Raw genomic sequence first — 19286 nt, 5'->3', positions numbered from 1 at the left:
GATGGCGGTTTTGCTGAAGTTTCAGTCGACAGGCAGCATCCCCGGCAATGGACAGCCCGTTGCGATGCGTGGACCAAGCCTGACCGTCGGACGGGGAGACGAGAACGATCTGGTGCTGCCGGACCCTGACAGGGTGCTGTCCAAGCGGCATTGTGCAATCGAGGATCACAACGGCAATTTAGTCGTGGTGGATATCTCGACCAACGGCACATTTCTAAACTATGGCAAGCTGCCGCTTGGCGCGACGCCTACGCCTTTGAACGATGGCGACATCCTGTCGGTCGGCCCTTATGAAATTCTGGTTAATATCGTGACTGCGGGATCGGAAAGCCAGATCGCAGATCCGTTACAGGATGGACCCGTGTCGCACGGCATAGCCGACAGCGCACCAAGCACCGACGATCTGCTTGATGCGCCCGGAGACGGTGGCGATTTCCTCGACGATCTGCTCGGCGGGCGCGACGGCTTGGTCGGGCCCGGCAGCGTTGATCGTGACGAAGACGGCGGCAATGACCTGTTGCCACCGCTGAGCGACGACGATCTGCTGCCGCCTGCACCCGCGCCCTACGCGGGCCAAGGGGCGAGTGCCGCGCAGCACCACCCTTCTGCGCAGGACGGTTTCACTGCACCTCGACATAGCACTATCACTTCATCGATCCCAGACGACTGGGACGACGACTTTCTTGTGCCGTCTTCGAACAAGGGCGGTGAACCAAGCCAGCCGGCCTATGTGGCGGGCGATGAATCTAACCCATTCGCAGCTCCGGGCGACAGGGGTGCGGCCGACGGAGGGGTCTTCGTGCCCGACGCTTTCGGCGCCGAAGAAGCTGACAAAGGTGTAGGCACACCAACCGAACCCACATTTGCGACCCCGCCGGACGCTCCTATACAGCGGGACGATTCAGCGCCGTCCGTGCCCTTGCCACCAATTCCAAAACTGGCCACTATCCCGGCGCCTTTGCCTAGCGATAGCGTCGCAGCGCGCGCGTTTTTCAAGTCGCTCGGTGCGGAGGAGATGCAATTGTCGGAGGCCGACCTGACGCCGACCCTGGCACGCATGGGCCACGTCTTGCGCCTGATGATCGAAGGGATACGCGAGATCCTGATGACGCGAACCTCAATCAAGTCTGAATTTCGCATTGAGCAAACGATGATACAGGCGGGCGGGAATAACCCGTTGAAGTTCTCGATCAGCCCCGAACAGGCGATCGAGGCTTTGGTCAAGCCGAAGTCCAAGGGATATCTCGACGCAACAGAGGCGACTACTCAGGCCTTGCAGGACATCAAGGCGCACGAAGTGGCGATGATCACCGGAATGGAAGCTGCGCTAAAGGGTATTTTGGCGCGGCTCGACCCCAAGGTGCTTGAGGAAAAGATCGCCGTCTCGGGCGGGTTTTCCAACCTGCTGAAAAGCCGCAAGGCCCGTTATTGGGAGATTTATGAAAACATGTATGCCGAGATATCGGATCAGGCGGAGAACGATTTCCACGAGCTTTTCGCCAAGGAGTTCGCCCGCGCCTACAAGGCGCAGTTGGATAAATTGAAATGACCAAAGAACCAACAAGGAACGCTGTCTGATGTCTTGGGAAAGTAAGGTACTATGGACCGAAGGGCTTTTTTTGCAGCCGCATCACTTTCAGCAGGCGGATCGCTATACTGAAAGCCTCGTGTCGGGGCTCGCCCGGCGGGTTTCGCCGTATGTTTGGGGCTTCAGCCACCTAGATATCGACGAAGAGGTGCTTAAAGTTGGCCAGTTCGCGATCAAGTCGTGTTCAGGGCTGACCCAGGATGGTACTGTCTTTCGCGCTCCTGCCTTTGAGGATCACCCGCCGGCGCTGGACGTGCCCGATACGATCAAGGATTGTGTGGTCTACCTGACCGTGCCGCAACGCCGCCAAGGCGCGCAGGAGGTCGATATGACCGGCGCCGAACTGTCGGCGGCACGGCTGCGCCCAGCAGAGTTTGAGATTACCGATGTGACCTCGACCGGCAAAAAGGCTGTGACCATGGGGGTAGGAAAGCTACGATTGCAGTTCGCCTTAGCCGTCGATGATCTCGCTGATCGGCTGTGCATTCCAATTGCCAAGATTATCGAGGTTAAGCCGGATCAAGAGATTGTGCTCGACAAGGCGTTCATTCCGTCCTGCCTAGACCTGCGTGCGGCGGGGCCACTAGCCGATTTCGTGCGCGAGTTAGACGGTTTATTGGGTCATCGGACGACCGCGCTTGCCGGACGGCTCAGCGATGGTGGCGGAACGAAAGGCGTGGCTGAGATTTCTGATTTCCTGCTCTTGATGTGCGTCAACCGTATGCGGCCAGTGATTCACCACATGTCGCAGATTGAAAACCTCCATCCGGAAAGACTTTACGAGACCTGTCTCGCCCTCGCCGGGGAACTGGCGACATTCATGGCCGTGGAAAAGACAACTCCGAAATTTCCGGCCTACAAGCACGACGATCTTACCGCCACGTTCAGACCAGTGATCAAAGCGTTGCGGCAGTACCTGTCCTCGGTGCTGGAACAGACTGCGATCTCGATTCCACTGGATCCTCGGAAATATGGCATCAGTGTCGGCGTGATCAGTGACCGAAAACTGCTGTCCACAGCCGGTTTTGTGCTTGCGGTCAAGGCTGACATCCCAGCCGAAAACATCCGCCGACACTTCCAGAACCAGGCAAAGATCGGCCCAGTCGAGGAAATCCGTCAGTTAGTGAATTCCGCGCTGCCTGGGATTCCGCTGCGTCCGCTGCCGGTGGCACCGCGTCAGATTCCTTATCACACTGGAGTGGTGTATTTTGAACTGGATGGTGACAGCCCACATTGGGGAAAGATGTCAACGTCCGGCGGGATCGCAGTTCATGTATCAGGGGATTTCCCGGGGCTGAGCATGGAGCTATGGGCGATCCGGCAAGGATAACCGCAAAAAGGGAAGCGCCGAGACATGTCTGACAACGACCCCTTTGCAGAACCGGATGATGCCGACCGTACGGTTATCAAACCGAATCCCGGCGGGCGCCGACCCGCTACCGTAACCCCGCAGGCGCAGCCACAAGCGACGCCGGATCTGGGATCTGCCCCTACCGGTCAGGCTACCGGCATCCCCACAGCAAAAGGCGGCAACACCGAGCCTTCTATGGATCAAGGGATGACCGGTATGAACCGGATCAATGCCGCTGCTGCCACGCTCTTCAGCCTCGTCAGCCGCATTCGGAATCGCGCGCAGCACATGGACCCGGAAAAATTGCGCCGCTCTGTAGTGGCGGAAGTGCGAGGGTTCGAAGCCCGCGCGCTGCAAAACGGGGTTGATGCGCAGGACGTCAAGATTGCCCGCTACGCGATTTGTGCCACGCTCGATGATGTCGTGCTGAACACGCCTTGGGGCGGACAATCTATCTGGGCGCAGCAATCCATGGTGGGCACGTTCCACAAGGAGACAGTTGGCGGCGACCGGTTCTATGACCTGCTCGCACGGCTGGAAAAGGAACCAGGAAAGAACATTGACCTGCTGGAATTCCTCTACATGTGTCTGGCTCTTGGGTTCGAGGGGCGTCTGCGGGTCGAGCAGCAAGGATCAGACAAGCATCTTCAGATTCGCGCAGGACTCGCCCGGATTATCCGGGGCCAGCGTGGCGTTATCGAAAAGGACCTGTCCCCGCACTGGAAGGGAATAGATCAACCGCACAAAGTGCTTTCGTTGTGGAAGCCGGTCTGGATCACCTCGGCGACAGTCGCGATCCTGCTGACTGCCGCCTTCATGACGCTGAGCTGGCTGCTCAACCGCTCTACCGATCGAGTATTGGGCCAGCTTTCTGTACTCGATACCGGGCAGGTGGCAGAGCTGCTTCGCCGCGCCCCGCCGCCGCCGCCGCCGCCGCCGCCCAACGACGGACAGATCGAACGGGTCAAGGGCTTCCTTGAGGCCGAGATCCGGGAAGGGATCGTAGAAGTGTTTCAGGACCAATCTACGATCACTGTGCGCCTGACCGGTTCGGGTATGTTCGGCTCAGGTTCAGACCAGTTGCAACCGTCGTTTGATACGCCGCTTTCGCGCGTCGCCAGCGCCCTGAACGATGCAGAGGGTCCGATCATTATCGTCGGCCATTCTGACAATGTCCCGATCAAGTCGTCGCGCTTTCCCACCAACATGCACCTGTCGCTGGCGCGCGCTGAAAGTGTCATGCGCACCCTGTCCACGCAGATCGACGACAAAGCCCGCTTGAAAGCGGAAGGCCATGCCGACAAGGATCCGATTGCCGATAACGGCACCTCGGAGGGCCGTGCCAAGAACCGACGTATCGAAGTTGTCCTGATCAGGAAATCCACATGATTTTTATCCGCCGCATGTTCCATTTGCTGGGATCGGCCATTTCGATCGTGGTCTTGGTGTCCCTCGCCTTCAGCCTGATGATCTGGTTTCTCGGGCCGATTCTGAGCTTTGGGGAAACCGCACCCTTCGTGACCCTATTCGCGCGACTTATCACAATTGGCATCATCGTTTTCCTTGGTCTTTTCACCATTCTGCTAATCCTGCTCCGCCGGTCGCGTAGAGCGCGCAAAATGGAAGAGGATATCGTCGAGTCCGCCGCTGAGGTCGAGAACGAGGATGACGAACTGGTAAAGGCTGAGTTGAGCGAGCTGAAAGGCAAACTGAAGGAGGCGATAGCCGCCCTGCGCAAATCCAAGCTGGGGCGAAAGTCACTGTATCAACTCCCTTGGTACGTTATGATCGGACCGCCCGGTGCGGGCAAGACAACGGCGATCGTAAACTCTGGGCTGCAGTTTCCGTTGGCCGATACGCTGGGCAAGCAGGCCATCGGCGGCGTCGGTGGTACCCGGAATTGCGACTGGTGGTTCACCAATAATGCGGTACTGATTGACACCGCCGGGCGATACACAACTCAGGACAGCGCAGCAGAGGAGGACAACGCTGGCTGGAACGGCTTTTTGAAGCTGCTAAAAAGACATCGCAAGCGTCAGCCTATAAACGGTGCGATCGTCGCCATCTCTCTGGCGGACCTCAGCCTTCAGGATGAGGAAACCCAGAAAAGCCACGCCGCTGCGATCCGTCGACGGTTGCACGAATTGCGTGAGAAACTCGGCGTGCGGTTCCCGGTTTATGTTCTGTTCACCAAATCGGACCTTATTGCGGGCTTCACCGAGTTCTTTGATGATCTCGGAAAGGAAGAACGTGAGCAGGTCTGGGGCTTTACTCTGCCCGTTTCCAAAAGGGCGAAGGCCGAAGTATCGCCTGTCGCGGCTTTTGACGACGAGTTTGGTCAGTTGCTAGCGCAGCTCAACGCCCAGTCGCTGGAGCGGATGCAACAGGAGACCGACCACCAGCGCCGCGCGCTTGTCGCCAGCTTCACTTCACAGGTCGCCTCGGTGCGGGCCACCGCGAAGTCCTTCCTAGAGGAGGTGTTTCAGGACAGCCGGTTTGAAAAACGGCATCTGCTTCGCGGTATCTATTTTACTTCCGGAACCCAAGAGGGCACGCCGATCGACCGGCTTATGATGGGAATGGCGCGGACATTTGGAATTGGGCGACAGGCCATCGGGACAGGGCGCGGCACGGGGCGCAGCTTTTTCCTGACCCGCCTGTTCGAGGGCGTCATTTTTCCCGAGGCGGGGCTTGTCTCGGCGGATGACAAGGTCGAACGGCGCTATCGGTGGACCAAACGCGCCGCAATCGCCGCCGCCCTTGTAGGCGGCATCGGCTTGTCCGCGCTCTGGATCCGGAGTTATTTGGGTAATACTGAGCTGTTGGCGCAGACCGGCAGATCGATCGAAGACTACCGCGCTGCCGTGGCGCAAGTCCCCGGCAGCCCAATCGAGGATTCCGATCTGGTGAGCGTCGTACCCGCGCTCAATGTGCTGCGCGACATGCCCACCAATCCTGCTGTGCTGGATCCCGCCCCGCCGCGCGCGCTGACCTATGGACTCTATCAAGGCAAGATAATCGGCAACCAGGCCGCGCAAAGCTATCGCGCCGCACTGAACGAACATTTTCTGCCCCGCTTGCTACTGCGTCTCGAAGACCAGATGCAGGCCAACATGAACAATTCTGATTTCCTATACGAGGTGCTCAAGATCTATCTGATGCTGGGCCAGCAAGGTCCTATGAACCAAGATCTGGTCAAGGAATGGATGGCGCTTGACTGGTCTGTCGCATTCGAAGGCCCCGCCCGCGAAGCCCTTCGCGGGGACCTGACCGTGCACCTTGCCGCTTTGCTTGACAACCCAATGGACACGATCAGCCTAAACGGTCCGTTGGTCGAGCAAATCCAGGGGCTGCTGTCGGAGATGCCGCTTGCGCAGAGGGTCTATAATGGGATCATCAATTCCCCCCGCGCGAAGGAACTGGCAGACTGGCGGCTGACCGATGTGGGCGGGCCTGCAATCAGCCGGGTGATCGTGCGATCCTCCGGCAAACCCCTCAATGAAGGGGTGGAGGGAATATTCACTTACGACGGATTCAATTCCGTCTTTCTGGATGAAGCTCTTGGCGTAGCTCAGCGCATTCAGAGCGAGAGCTGGGTGCTTGGCCCTCGCGGCGAAACCGAGCAATCGGAAGCGGCTCTGATCGCGATGAGCCGCGACGTCCTTGATCTGTACTACAACGACTATATCACGCGGTATGACCAAATTCTCGGCGATATCGACATCATCCCGATGGAAAGCCTCAGCCACGCGGTCGAAGTCACCAACGTCCTGTCAGGGCCAACCTCGCCCTTGGTGAACATTCTCAATGCGATCTCGGACGAAACCAAGCTGACCGAAGAACGCAGCAATGCCAGCACCGATGGCCTTGCTGCTGGGGTCTCCGAAATTGGAGAGATCGAATTGCAATCGTCGCTGTCTAGCCGCAGCCAACTGTTTCTGCAGGCGCTGCGCAGCAATGTGCAGACCGAGCAGGGTCCTGCGCCCAAACAACCCGGCGCCTATGTCGAGGATAGGTTTAGTTGGCTGCATGAGCTGGTTGAGGACAAGAACGGGCAGCCCTCTCAACTGTCGGAGCTGACGGGACGCCTGACAGAAGTGTACCAAGAGCTCAACAAGCTCAGCTTCGCGGGCGGTGTCGGGGCGACGACGGGCGACGCGACAGCCATCGTGCGGTTCCAGGAATTGGCCAATCGTCTACCGGGACCGATCCAGCGTTGGTCGACCCAGATAACCAGCGGTTCGTCGGGGATCACGGCCGACGGTACGCGGGCCTCGATCAATGCCAAATGGCAGTCGCAAGTGCTGCCTTTCTGTACTCAGGCACTTGGCGGACGTTATCCTTTCGACCGGCAGGCGAAGGCTGACGTTGCAATGGCCGACTTTGCAAAGCTCTTTGCGCCGAACGGTATGATCGACAGCTTTTTCACCGAGAACCTGCGTGAATATGTCGACACGCGCGCACGGCCTTGGGCTTGGAAAAAGGTCAACGATGCAGATCTGGGGATTTCCCAGGCCGTTTTGCAGCAGTTTCAACATGCCACCGAAATCCGCGACGCCTTTTTCACAGGAGGGGATCAGCCCGCAGTAAGGTTCCAAATCACACCCGAAGCGCTGGATCCATCGGCGCAGGAGGTTACGCTGGACATCGACGGGCAAGAGATCGTCTTTGCTCACAATAACGCGCCCAAACCTGTGGCGATCACCTGGCCCGGCTCTGTCGGGGCGGCGCGGGTGATCTTTCAGCCCGTGGTAAACAACACGTCCAACGCGATAACCCGAGACGGTCCTTGGGCTTGGTTTCGACTGCTGAGCGCCGCGGAGATCAGGCGTACCAACGTTTCGGACCGCAACCGCGTGATCTTTAACGTGGGTGGGCGAATTTCGATTTTCCAGCTACAGTCTGGATCGGTGCTGAACCCCTTTGCCCTCCCGGCACTCGGCCAATTCAGCTGCCCGAGCTCGTTCTGATGGGGCAGGGTTTCGGCGCCTTCGGCAAGATCCCCAGCATGGGAGATTTTCTGCGGCTCGATCTTCCGGCGTCGTTTCTCAGCCCTTGGGACGACTGGCTTCAGCGCAGCATCGTTTCAGTTCGAGACAAGCTGGGGCAAGGCTGGGATACAGCCTACATGTCGGCACGGATATGGCGGTTTACCCTACCGCCTCAGGTTGCAGGGCCAACTGCGGTTTCGGGTATCATGATGCCGTCAGTCGATCGGGTGGGACGGCAATATCCTCTGACCTTGGCTTGTGCCCACGCGACCTCGGCCACAGCCTTGGTTCATTTCGCAAACGGCACCGTTTTCGAGGCGCTGGAGGACATCGCGCTGGCGGCGTTGGAGGATGATTTCAGCCGCGACAGCCTTATAGCGGCACTGAAAGACGTCACATTAATTGAGCCTGCCGTCGAATCGCTTAGCGGGACGCCCTATGTGACGGCCTTGCCGGTTGCAGAGATCATCGCCGCCAAAGTGATCTCCCGTAGACACGGCGACAGCGCGTTCTGGTCAACCTGTCTGGGCGGCGACCACAGGCTGATGGCGATTCCCGGCCTGCCAGCAGGTGCCGAATTGACTGCACTGTTCGACTTGTCCGCACCATTCTGGCACTCCGGCGGGCTGGCGGTTTCTGCATGACACACGTCCGCTATTCCGCGACCACACACGTCGGCCACAAACGCAAGGTCAACGAGGACAGCATCTTAGCCTTGCCGGATCAGCTGCTCTGGGCCGTCTCGGATGGCATGGGCGGCCACGACGCGGGTGATTTCGCCTCGCAGGTGGTCGTGGACCGAATTGCGATGATACACCCAGACCTGCCATCCCAGGAGCTGATCCGTGCCCTGCGCGACGCGATCAACGGTGCCCATGACGCGATCCGAGCAGAAGCAGAGGCCCGAGGCAGTGGCACGATCGGGGCCACAGTCGTGACTCTGGCCATCGCGAATAACCACTTTGCGGCCTTCTGGGCGGGCGACAGCCGCCTGTATCGCTTGCAAAACAAGCGGATCGAGATGTTGACCACCGATCACTCCATGGTTGCGGCTTTCGTGTTGGCGGGGCAGATGACTTGGGACCAAGCCGAGAAGCACCCGCAATCGAACGCTATCACCCGTGCAGTCGGCGTCGGTGATACGCTCGAACTTGAAAAGATCCGTGGCGAAATCCTGCCCGGTGACCGGTTCTTGCTGTGTTCAGACGGGCTGACGAAATACGCGACCTTCGACACTCTGGAACGCGTCCTATCTCGCGAACCGATAGAGACGGTTGCCGACGCACTGCAGCAGATCGCTCTAGATGGCGGCGGGGCCGACAATATTTCGATCATAGTGATTGACGTGATCTAATGCATCTCGCCCCAAACCTTGGTCAATCTGATAGGTCTCTCTACACATATAAGCCGATGTGGAAGAAACAACGCGGTGGACAGAATGCTGATCACTATTCTTGCTCTCCTAGAGGCCAGACCTCAGGCCCGTTCGGATGACATTCTCCAAGCTCAAACAACATCAGATCCGGATCGGCGCAGGCATCTTCGCCGACATGTTCGACGCAATCGCCGAGATCTGCGACCACTGCTCACCGGACGAGTTCTGGAAGTCCTTTAACACTTCCGAGTAAGTCGCAGTTAAAGCGCGGGCGATGTAAGAGTAGGACTTTAATGCAAAATCCCTCTCTCACCAATGTCTCCGAAGACCCGAAGGCGTTTTGCCCACGCAACTTTTCCGTCACTCTTCCGTGGTTAGTATCGCTGAATCCAGTGAGGTCACGGTGACGTCGCTAGCCTCGCGGGCCGCGATCAGCGCTTCGGCATAACTTTCCACGGACTCCGTCGTCGGGCGCAGGTCGTCGAACAGGGAACCATCGGAATGTAGCGCGATGATCTTGGATTTACCCAGCACCGAGCCATCGACGGTGAAGGCCAACTTCCCGCTTGCCTGCGCGTCTTCCAGGCCAAAAGCGACACGCACGAAGCCATCCGCCGCCTCTGCACGCAAAGCCGTCAAGCTGTTGTCCGGGCGGGTCCGGTTTGGCAGCAGGTGGAATACGACGCCCTGCACATCCACCACCGAGACCCAAAGGTAACCCTCTGTCAGCTCGTCGGGAAGGCTGACGTCGATTGTCGGATTCTCCCCGACCCGATAGCGCCCGGCAAGGTTGTCGCCTTCGCGATCTCCATATCCGAGGCGGATGTCGAAACCGCCCGGACCAGCCGTGGGCAAAACCCCGTCGATCCGGCACAGACTGGCGTTCAACACCTCACCCTCCACACGTACCGGCCTATCACCTGCAATATCGGAAATGGCCGCTTGCAGCGCCGAACGACTGGTTTCGTTGGCGAACCTGCCATTGACGATCACCCTATCTTCAAGCCCGTACCCTATCGGTGGCGGTGCCATGAGCTGCAGAGGGCCGCAATCGGCGTGCTCTTCCAACAACGGGTGCACGTCTTTGGGCAGCAGAAATCGTGGTCCGAGGCCGATCTCGGCGGTTCCATTGAAGCCTTCTGGAAAGCCATTGGCAAAGCCTGCCTGCACCGTAGCTTGATCGGACCTGTTCGCGGCAAGTCCGCTCACATTCACCTGATCGTCGGACACCGCGATGCGAAACTCCTCTAACGGCAGGAGGGTCTCGAACATCTGTAACAGCCCCATACCCCAAGTCGGCGAAATGTCACCGCTGGCAAGCGTCAGCTGCGCAGAACCTCCCAACCCCTCCATCCGTTTCGTCAAGGCTGCTTCGACCTCTTTTGACGGCACGTACCCTACCGCCTGTGCATTTCCAGTCGGGCTCTTTTCTATAATCATCGAATAGGGATCGGCTACAGGAAAGCGCGGCCCGGTCAACCCGTCGAAAACCCCACCAAAATAGGCCCCTGCACCGATCGCCAAGAGGGCGACGAATGCCAGAATCGGCAGCAGTGACTGCCGTTTGGGCGCGGCGTCCCGAGGTGCTTCCGAGATCGGACCCTGGGCAGGTGGGGCGGGCGCGACGCGGGCCGTGACCGGGGCAATCACGGTCGCATCGTCCAGCATCACCGAGGCCAGATCGTCCTCTTTCATGCTGTCGGGATCCTTGAACGCTTCCAGAAGCGCCTCGGCCGATTGGAATCGCAGGTCGGGGTTCGGTTCACACATCCTAGCGATCAGCCGGCGCAGCGGCTCAGGCACGCCTTCCAAGTCCAGCGGCTCGGCCTTTTTCTTCACTACTTCCATCGGGTTCGCCCCGATATCTGGCTTCTTGCCACGGAAGGTGGATAGTAACAGTGCTCCCAGAGAATAGATGTCCGAACGGGCATCGGTTGTGCCACTCAGTTGTTCGGGCGCCGCATAGGCGTATTTTCCAGCGAATTCGTTGCCCACGATGGTCTGCGCGCCTGGATTGGTGTCCTTGGCGATGCCGAAATCGATGATCACGGCCTGATCTGCCTTGTTATTTCGCAGGATGATGTTGTCGGGTGATAGGTCGCGGTGCACGATATTGCGCGCATGCGCTGCGATCAGGCCTTCACACACGCGTCGGCCCACCACCAACAGGTCACTTGCCGGCATGCCGCCATCTGCCAGTTTGCGGTCAAGGCCGGGGCCATCCACGTAATCCATCACTAGATAAACCACGCCGTCGGGCATCCGCTGGGTGTCGAAATACCGCACGACCGCATCGTGCTGAATCTCCCGCACGTCTTCCTCGCGGGTCATCAGCACAAGGAAATCCTCGTTGCTAGCAAATTCAGCGCGAAGAGCCTTTACCGCCATCACCCGGCCGGAGATCTCGGATCGTGCTTTATACACCTCTGAGGTGCCACCACGTCCGAGGATTGCCTCAATCCGGTAGGTGTTGTTCAGCAGATCGCCTGGACTAAAAATATCTCCGGGCTGTATCGAAGTCATGCCGCACCGCCAACGGTCAAGGGGCGAGTAACCACCTTAGCTGAGCGCCTGAAATTCGACCCGCCGGTTTGCATCGGATTTCGGATCCGCCTTGTCGAGCAGAAACGCCTCCCCTACGCCGACCGCTTCCAGCCGCTCGGGTTTAATCCCGCAGTCGGTCTCCAGGTGGCGCTTAACTTCCTGTGCCCGCAGCAGGGACAGTCGTTCGTTGTAGCTCGCCGATCCGCTGGAATCCGTGTGACCGACAATCCGGAAGGACCCAATGTCGGCGGTCTGCATTACTTTGCAAAGCGTCGCCAGCTTAGGCTTCTGGTCCGCGCGTAGGGCTGAACTGTCGAAATCGAAACTGATCTGGATGCTTACTTGCTCGTCCGGGGCAAGCTCTACATAGGTTTGCGTCGCACTCGGAGTGGTGGGGGTGTCGCCCACCCCAGTATTATCTTGCGCGTTTGTCGGGGCAAGCACCAGTCCGCGGGTCTTTTGCTTGTTGAAAAACTCTTCCAGCTGTTCCGCAGACAGGTTACTCGCATCGTTTGCTTGTGCGTATGCGATCCCGCTCAGTGCCGCGACTCCAGTCACAGCCAAGCTCAGAAATAAGAAAATCTGTCTATACATTGATGAACCTTCCAATATCGGACAACCGAAGGGTACACCAGCTCCGGGACTGAAACAACGTCATTGATAGGTCGCTTTATTGACTTGAGACCGGCTGTGACCCAATGTTGTCTTATTCAGGTCGTGCAGGCATTTACATGGACAAGCGCATCATTCCCGCAATCGTCAGCGTCATGGTGCTGATCCTTTTCGGGGTAGCCGTTCTGATCTGGATCCAGTTCCGGTCGGACGCCGAAATACGCTACGAAGCGGACGGCGACGCCACGTTCTCGGGTCCTGCCGTTGACAGCGGCGCTCGGATCGAGATTGAAGGCCTGCGCGCTCAGATCGACGCGCTGACTGAACAGTTGCAACAACTAGAGAAGCAGATCGCCGCGATCGCCGACCGCGCCCCGGTTTCTTTTGCGCCATTGCAGGGCCAGGAGCAGACCGCCTTTCCTACCGACGGGCCGAACCAGATCATTGACGCCTATGCCCAAGTGGTGCTGATTGCGAACCGGCGCGAGTTGAACAAGGGGGTCAACATCGCTTCCCCCCGATTCCTCGAAGGGATTTTCGGAAAGCCCCGCGAGGGCCTGACGGACAAATGCCAAAGCATGACCAACGAGCGGCTGGCGAGCAAGCTCGTGACGGCGGAGGTTGGCCCGATCAGGGTGACCATGTTGCAGCCTGCAATTGATTCACTTGCCGTAATTTTTGACAAGATCAAAGCCGCTGACAAGGATCTCTATGACCGGATCAACACCGCTGGCGCACTTTGCGTTCGCCACATAAGGGGGGCGCGGAACAGCACGTCTACACATGCCTTCGGCCTATCCGTCGATCTGAACATTGATGGCAGCCTTGATACGCTGGGCGATGGTAAGACCCAACTGGGCCTGACGATCCTCGCCGATTTCTTTCGCAACGAAGGCTGGTATTGGGGTGCAGCGTTCGGCCGCGAGGACAGTATGCATTTTGAAGTAGGCCGTGATCTTTTGGAGAAATGGGTCGCTGAAGGGAAGCTATGACCTTCGACCGGATCAAGCTTGACACCTTGCAGAACGCAAAGAGAATGGCAGTGAAAGAGTACACTAAAGGAGTGATGCGAAAATCTCGTTGCGAGCAACATTTTGCGTTTCTCTTTGGACCAGTTCCATTCTGACGTTGACAGCTGAGCACTTGATTTTGTCGAGGAAAATTGCGGAGATGTCTTGTGATAAACTTCGTGTCACCGAACCCGTATTCTCGCACCGGATAGGGAAAGCCAATGAATGTAGAATACGCCGTTGGCAAAGAATGGTGTGCGGATCTGCACTGCCGAAGCCGTAAGAGTTATTCGCGTTCGGAATAGATTAGTGAACATATTTCCATAAGGCGCGATGAAGTCGATCAACGAAAGTACTCAGTAGCAGATCTTGCCCAACGGATATCGTCATTTCGCCGTTGCCATCCTTCGCGGCCGTAGCTGTAGAGGACGGCGGCTGGTCAATGGACTAAGGAAGAATGAACTGCGAAACAAGGGAAGGCCGCGCCGCCACCGCTGCCCTCGATGTCCCGTTCAGCGAGTCCATCAGCACCTGACATCGTCTTCGGCATCCGCCGCGTGGGCCGGGTCCATTGGCAGCCTGATAAAGAAGGTCGATCCATTGCCTACCTCGCTATCGAAGCCAATTTCGCCATCATGGGCTTGGACAATCTTCTGGGAAATCGTCATGCCCAGACCGGTTCCCTTGCGAGCCACGCCATCGGGACTCGGCAGCTTTGAAAAGCTCTCGAACACGCTCGCACGCAATTCTTCTGGAATGCCGGGGCCATCATCGGCCACCGAAATCCGCCAGAACCTGCCATCTTCACGCAACCCGACCCTTACGGTGCCGTAGGTCGGGGAATACTTGGCCGCGTTCGATAGAAGATTTGCGAGTACTTGCATCATGCGCTCTGGCGCAACAAAGATCGGCGCTGTTTCCAGTTCGGTCTCAAAAGCGAAACTCACATGTAGCTCGCTACCATAGCCCTTGTTAATCTCGACAGCCTCGGCGACAAGAGACACAAGGTCGACATGAACCTTTTCAATCGGCATCTTGCCTGCACGGAACTTTTCAAGATCAAGGATGTCATCGACCACCAGCAATAGCCGGTCAGTATTGCGCACTGCGATATCCAGAACCGATTGTGCCTTGGGGTCAAAGGTTCCTAGTGTACCGGAATTTAACAGCCTCAGCGATCCATGTATTGACGTTAACGGGGTGCGCAGTTCATGGCTGACGATGGATACCGACTCCATCTTTGCACGCTCAATCTGCTTGCGTTTAGTCGAGTCGCGCAGGACCGACACGAACAGCATATCGCCGTCTTCGCCGCGGACAATCCGGGTGCTGATCTCGCCGCTGGTCTCGCCGCGCCGCACGTCAATGCTTACCACCTCTTTCTCGCCCGAGAACAGAGGAGCAACATGAACTCGGAAATGCTTTTCATTCATGTTGGGATCAGCGTCGAGAACGGTCTTGTCGACCAGATCTTTTGCTTTCCAACCGCTGGCCCCAAGGGCCGCGTGGTTGGCGTAGACCATCTCTAGGCTCTCGACACGAAAAATATAGACCTCGTCCTGAAGGTGATCGAACAAGGACTTCAGAAACCGCGCCTGTTCGGCGCGATGGAAATCGGTGTTATCGGTGCGGATTTCCACCGTGCGGACGAGGTGCCCATGATCATCCATCACCGGCACGAGCGTGCACCGTGTGTAGATTCTGGAGCCATCGGCTGCTATCTCTTCGTTCTCACCTGACCAGATATCGCCTGTTTCCAATGACTTGCGCGCCGCTCTATATACGGCATCCGACGCGCCATCGGGATAGATGATGGAGATCGGTTTTCCGACAAGTTCCGAAGTCGAATAACCGTAGCGTCCAGAAAAATTCTCGTTCACCGACGTAATCACGCCTCTGGAATCTGTCAGGCTGACCAAAGCGTGCCGGTTCAGGGCTGTATATATCAGTTCGATTTCCTGTCCCTGTTTCTGCACGAGCTCGGCATGCAGCTCCAGCAACTGATTACCACGATAGAGGGCTAGGCCAAGGGTGCCCAACAGCAAAAAAGACAAGCTGGCAATTGCGAAATGAGGACCTGAAAAACCCCAGTAAAGCCCGTCATTAACGAAGAATAGGAGCCCCACCGCAACCAAACCGATTGCAATTGACGCGATAGGCAGACCGTAAATCTTTCTTAATTTTAACTTTATTCTGTCAAATAAATTTTCCAAGGATAGTCTCCCAACCGTCAAAAAAGCATGGGGCTTCGTACCGCTTACATCACGTTGCCTATCTTACACATCTGGCGAGATTGGGGCAGTAATCGGACGATAATTGTTTTTCTGTGTGGTCCTTGGTAGCTGTCGGATTTGGCCAGGACGCGGCTGATCATTCAGGCCCGCGATTTCATTATGCAACGCGGCATTCGGGTCGGAACGAGGCGCGACGTTTCCCAAAAGGAGCTGACCAGATTAGTCGAAGAGGGCACCGGCGAAATTTCATGCCAAACGATCATAACTCTTTCTGACATGGCGTCAGAGCTGACAGTGACCAATGACCGGGATGCGGCCATCGTTGCTGAGATCAGGGTGCTGACCAGAACGGATGCCGATCTGCAACGGCTGATGGACATGCACGACATTGACCCGAGTCTGGCGTCAGCCCTCGTGGGACAAAATTGAGAAAGTTGGTTCTGGAAATCCGAACGGCTGGGATAAGTGGATTGTCAACGCAACCGTTGCATGATGAAGCGAGCACGTAGAAGACCTTGACGATGCGACAGCGCCGGAACCAAAGCCCGACAGTCAAAGCGAAAGTGGCGTTGGTCGCGATCAGGTACACAAGGGCGCGGACCTGTTCAAAGGAACTGAACCAAGTATAGCATCGCCTAGACTCTCGGCGAGGCAGTAGACTTTTCTTCGACCTTGCTCGCTGATCATAAGGCTAAAGCCTTCAAAAAACCTAGGGTTGCGCGAATTACATACAGTTACCGCCTTAGTTTTGCCCGGTTCTTAGAACATTCTCGTAGGTGACGCTGCCGCGTATCGCATCCCAAACTGGTCTCTTGTTCAAGGGAATAAGATGAAAATTCTCGCAGTAGATGACGACCCGATCATCTTGGAGCTTCTGACCGAGGTGCTCCGCGCCGCTGGCTTTGGTAACCTGACGGTATGCAATTCTGCGACCGAAGCATTAGCCGAGATCGATCGAGTCAATGTTCCGTTCGATTGCTTCCTCCTTGATATCCAGATGCCAGAGGTCGATGGGATTGAGTTAGCTACGCAAATTCGCCGGATCGATGAATATCGCAACAGCCCGATACTGATGATCACGGCGATGTCCGACCGCAGCTACATAGACAGAGCGTTCTATGCAGGTGCCAGCGATTACATAACCAAGCCGTTCGACGTGTTGGAAATCCATTCCAGATTGCGGCTTATCCAATCGCTTCTCTCAGAGCACCGTAGTCTCGAGGAACGCAATCCCACTCCTCAATTGAATTCGCCAGCATCAACAGTTACTGCGGCAGACCTTGAGAAACGGCTCTCCCTGCGTGGGATTGACGGTTTTATCGACTTCCTAGCGTTGGAAAACTATCTTCTACAGATTTCACGTGTCTCTTTATACGACATGATCACTTTTGGCGTTGTGGTACCTGATATGGCTCAGGCGTTTCGCGCAAGCAGTGTGTTTGAATTTGAAGCAGCGGTAAGTGACTTTGCTGAAGCTATCTCAGAATGCTTGAAACCGGAGGTATTCTTTGCAAGCCATGCTGGAGAGGGTCGTTTTGTTTGCGTGCTCACCAATGCCTCCAACTTCGCTCCAGAATCATTCGAAACGCGGCTTAGCCGAACTGTCCGAGAAATGGACCTTCATTTCTGCGACGGTCGGGCGATCTCGCAGACGCCAGTCGTTGGGGAAAGTATTTCGCTCGAACTCACGGCTTCGCGGGACATATCAGACGCACTTTTTCAAGCACTGCAATCCGCAGAGGCACGGGCGCTATGTCCAGTTCCACAGGATCGCGCTCCGTCCAGCAAACTCAAGCGTCTGCTCGGCATTGGTTGAATTAAGCTCTAGGAATAAAACATGATCCAACAGAACATCTCGATTCGGCTGGAAAAGGTTAGGACGCATTTTCTTAATGAGTTGGAAAACCAGTATCGTGATGTGGAAATGCTTCGCGATCAATTGGATGAGGTAGCCGATCACTCTCAGACCTGCCGCGACATCGGTCGCATTTGCCACAAGATTGCTGGAACGGCAGCCACCCTTGGATTTCCAGATCTTGGGCATGTCGCAGCTGAGATTGATGATTTTGTCGCCTCACTTAGCACCAGCGGATCAGAAGCCATTCGTGAAATGCGCGAACACGCAGACCACTTGTTGGTTTTAATGTTTCTGGTTCTCAACGACGAATCCATGCTTGCATAAACTTATGGCCGTTGACGCATATCGAAGCGATGAATGATGGCCAAATGATAGATTGAGCCCATTTCCGGAAACGTTGCCTGAAAGTATCTGGACAAGTATAAGACTTTTAACCCACGCGCTTGGAGGGGTACAAGTTGATCTTGTCCCCTTGGTGCTGATCGAGTCGCGCTATAGCAGCTTTCATAGCTCTCTTGAAATTTAGCTTTTGCGTCTTGCTCAAGCCAATCGGATGGCCAGAAACTATATCATCAGGCATGAAATCGAGATCCCACTTCCGAGGATAATTGTCTTTCAGCGTCATAAATATGGATAGCTGCGCTTCCTCGGGTGCAAACCCACCATCGGTCTTCATCGCGCATAGCATGGTCCCATTCCCAACATGAGAAAGAAACGTACCTTCAGCGCCAAACGTGCTTTTAACCGCGCATATAAACGCTTCGAGGAATTCCAAGAAATCAGCTGCGTCCATACTTGCAAAGATCCTATCTATGCTCTGGATCCTGACGGCAAAGAGATGCGTGTCGCCTACTTCAGTTTCAGCGACCTGCTCGAGGTAATTCTTGAACACCGACAGGGGTAAGAGCCCGTCGAGTTTGATTTGCATAGCTCCTGATGCAATGAACGCGTCATTCTTCTTTACTTGCTTGGCGGATAAGACCGGCGGCGTATAACCCAACACGTTTCTCACGGCAGTGTAGCTATCCATCGCAGCCTGCCGCTCTTGGACAAGACGTTCCGCGACATTGATCCGTGTTACCACCTCGAATGCATCAAAGGGCTTTTTGATGTAGTCAGTGGCACCATTCGCAAAAGCCTGCGAGATAGACGAGTGGTCTCTGCGCCTGGTAATCATTATGATGGGTGCGCTATGGTATGCCGCAAGGCCTCTAATTTCTCTGCATAAGTCTATTCCGCTTAGCTCCGGCATCTCGATATCAAGGAGGATGCAGTCGAAAGGGATTTCTTCTTTTTGAAGAGTTGCCAGCGCGTCCAACGCAGAAGGCTTCAAGGTTACGTCGTGGTATCGCTCGCTTTGAAGACAATCGCGCAGCAAGTTCAGCGATACAAGATCATCGTCTACTGCTATGATTTTCATATGATGCCTCGCCTCTACATACTCTCATCAAATTCTCTATGCCCTCCACAATGCGCGGTCGGTTCGAACGGGCACGTCACGCACCCTTAGGTAGTATTCTGAGAATTTGTTCGAATTGTGGAGGATCGTCCGGCTCGGCGAGAAGTCGCCTAACAGGTCGTGCTGACATGAGGTAGGCGGTGACCTGCTCAATCGCGTATCGTCACTTGGGCATCTCTAAAAATTGCCCTGACCTTGGCGCTGCGATATCGTGACTTGGTGAACCGGCATATAGGGGATGCAGCAATGACGCAGATGGGTTTC

At 56.3% G+C, this 19286-nt stretch carries 15 protein-coding genes; 11 read left to right on the top strand and 4 right to left on the bottom strand.

Features of this window, described 5'->3' with window-relative positions; genetic code table 11:
• Nucleotide 1 precedes the first annotated feature (1 nt).
• The 7 genes from tagH (at nucleotide 2) to ACSSVY_RS19795 (ending at nucleotide 9558) form a co-directional block, all read left to right on the top strand.
• Nucleotides 2-1549, top strand: coding sequence for a type VI secretion system-associated FHA domain protein TagH (tagH, locus tag ACSSVY_RS19825; protein WP_454271545.1), 1548 nt, complete (start codon nucleotides 2-4; stop codon nucleotides 1547-1549).
• Nucleotides 1550-1577: 28 nt separating this feature from the next.
• Nucleotides 1578-2918, top strand: a complete 1341-nt coding sequence (gene tssK, locus ACSSVY_RS19820) for a type VI secretion system baseplate subunit TssK (RefSeq protein ID WP_454271543.1) — start codon at nucleotides 1578-1580, stop codon at nucleotides 2916-2918.
• 24 nt (nucleotides 2919-2942) lie between these two features.
• Nucleotides 2943-4328 carry a type IVB secretion system protein IcmH/DotU gene (gene icmH, locus ACSSVY_RS19815; RefSeq protein ID WP_454271542.1) on the top strand — a complete coding sequence of 462 codons (1386 nt, stop codon included), beginning with the start codon at nucleotides 2943-2945 and terminating at the stop codon, nucleotides 4326-4328.
• The gene (gene tssM / locus ACSSVY_RS19810; protein WP_454271541.1) at nucleotides 4325-7909 is read left to right on the top strand and encodes a type VI secretion system membrane subunit TssM; all 3585 of its coding nucleotides are present in this window, start codon (nucleotides 4325-4327) and stop codon (nucleotides 7907-7909) included. Before icmH ends, tssM begins: the two co-directional genes overlap by 4 nt.
• On the top strand, nucleotides 7909-8574 hold the full coding sequence (gene tagF, locus ACSSVY_RS19805) for a type VI secretion system-associated protein TagF (protein WP_454271539.1): 666 nt from the start codon (nucleotides 7909-7911) through the stop codon (nucleotides 8572-8574). Before tssM ends, tagF begins: the two co-directional genes overlap by 1 nt.
• Nucleotides 8571-9284, top strand: coding sequence for a PP2C family protein-serine/threonine phosphatase (locus ACSSVY_RS19800; RefSeq protein ID WP_454271537.1), 714 nt, complete (start codon nucleotides 8571-8573; stop codon nucleotides 9282-9284). Before tagF ends, ACSSVY_RS19800 begins: the two co-directional genes overlap by 4 nt.
• 136 nt (nucleotides 9285-9420) lie before the next feature.
• Nucleotides 9421-9558 (top strand): hypothetical protein, encoded by a 138-nt coding sequence (locus ACSSVY_RS19795; protein ID WP_454271535.1) that lies wholly within the window; start codon nucleotides 9421-9423, stop codon nucleotides 9556-9558.
• Between the two features lie 107 nt (nucleotides 9559-9665).
• Here the strand turns inward: ACSSVY_RS19795 and ACSSVY_RS19790 are convergent, their stop codons facing one another.
• On the bottom strand, nucleotides 9666-11828 hold the full coding sequence (locus ACSSVY_RS19790; RefSeq protein ID WP_454271534.1) for a serine/threonine protein kinase: 2163 nt from the start codon (nucleotides 11826-11828) through the stop codon (nucleotides 9666-9668).
• Between the two features lie 36 nt (nucleotides 11829-11864).
• Nucleotides 11865-12443 carry an OmpA family protein gene (locus ACSSVY_RS19785; RefSeq protein ID WP_454271532.1) on the bottom strand — a complete coding sequence of 193 codons (579 nt, stop codon included), beginning with the start codon at nucleotides 12441-12443 and terminating at the stop codon, nucleotides 11865-11867.
• Nucleotides 12444-12580: 137 nt separating this feature from the next.
• On the opposite strand from ACSSVY_RS19785, the gene ACSSVY_RS19780 reads away from it, so the two are divergent.
• Nucleotides 12581-13453, top strand: a complete 873-nt coding sequence (locus ACSSVY_RS19780; RefSeq protein ID WP_454271530.1) for a M15 family metallopeptidase — start codon at nucleotides 12581-12583, stop codon at nucleotides 13451-13453.
• A 542-nt stretch (nucleotides 13454-13995) separates the two neighbouring features.
• On the opposite strand, the gene ACSSVY_RS19775 is transcribed toward ACSSVY_RS19780, so the two are convergent.
• The gene (locus tag ACSSVY_RS19775; protein WP_454271528.1) at nucleotides 13996-15684 is read right to left on the bottom strand and encodes a PAS domain-containing sensor histidine kinase; all 1689 of its coding nucleotides are present in this window, start codon (nucleotides 15682-15684) and stop codon (nucleotides 13996-13998) included.
• Nucleotides 15685-15981: 297 nt separating this feature from the next.
• Between ACSSVY_RS19775 and ACSSVY_RS19770 the strand changes: the two genes are divergently transcribed.
• The 3 genes from ACSSVY_RS19770 to ACSSVY_RS19760 all read left to right on the top strand — a co-directional run bounded on the left by ACSSVY_RS19770 (nucleotide 15982) and on the right by ACSSVY_RS19760 (nucleotide 17887).
• On the top strand, nucleotides 15982-16134 hold the full coding sequence (locus ACSSVY_RS19770; protein ID WP_454271527.1) for a hypothetical protein: 153 nt from the start codon (nucleotides 15982-15984) through the stop codon (nucleotides 16132-16134).
• Between the two features lie 400 nt (nucleotides 16135-16534).
• The gene (locus tag ACSSVY_RS19765) at nucleotides 16535-17521 is read left to right on the top strand and encodes a response regulator (RefSeq protein ID WP_454271525.1); all 987 of its coding nucleotides are present in this window, start codon (nucleotides 16535-16537) and stop codon (nucleotides 17519-17521) included.
• A gap of 21 nt (nucleotides 17522-17542) precedes the next feature.
• Nucleotides 17543-17887: an Hpt domain-containing protein gene (locus tag ACSSVY_RS19760; RefSeq protein ID WP_454271523.1), complete on the top strand. Its 345-nt coding sequence runs from the start codon at nucleotides 17543-17545 to the stop codon at nucleotides 17885-17887.
• A 106-nt stretch (nucleotides 17888-17993) separates the two neighbouring features.
• Here ACSSVY_RS19760 and ACSSVY_RS19755 read toward each other — a convergent pair whose 3' ends face one another.
• Nucleotides 17994-18983 carry a response regulator gene (locus ACSSVY_RS19755; RefSeq protein WP_454271521.1) on the bottom strand — a complete coding sequence of 330 codons (990 nt, stop codon included), beginning with the start codon at nucleotides 18981-18983 and terminating at the stop codon, nucleotides 17994-17996.
• Nucleotides 18984-19286 lie beyond the last annotated feature (303 nt).

It is taken from the genome of Roseovarius sp. MBR-51 (assembly GCF_053628575.1).
The sequence above is the reverse complement of the archived record's forward strand: the minus strand, read 5'-3'. Positions and strand labels throughout refer to the sequence as shown.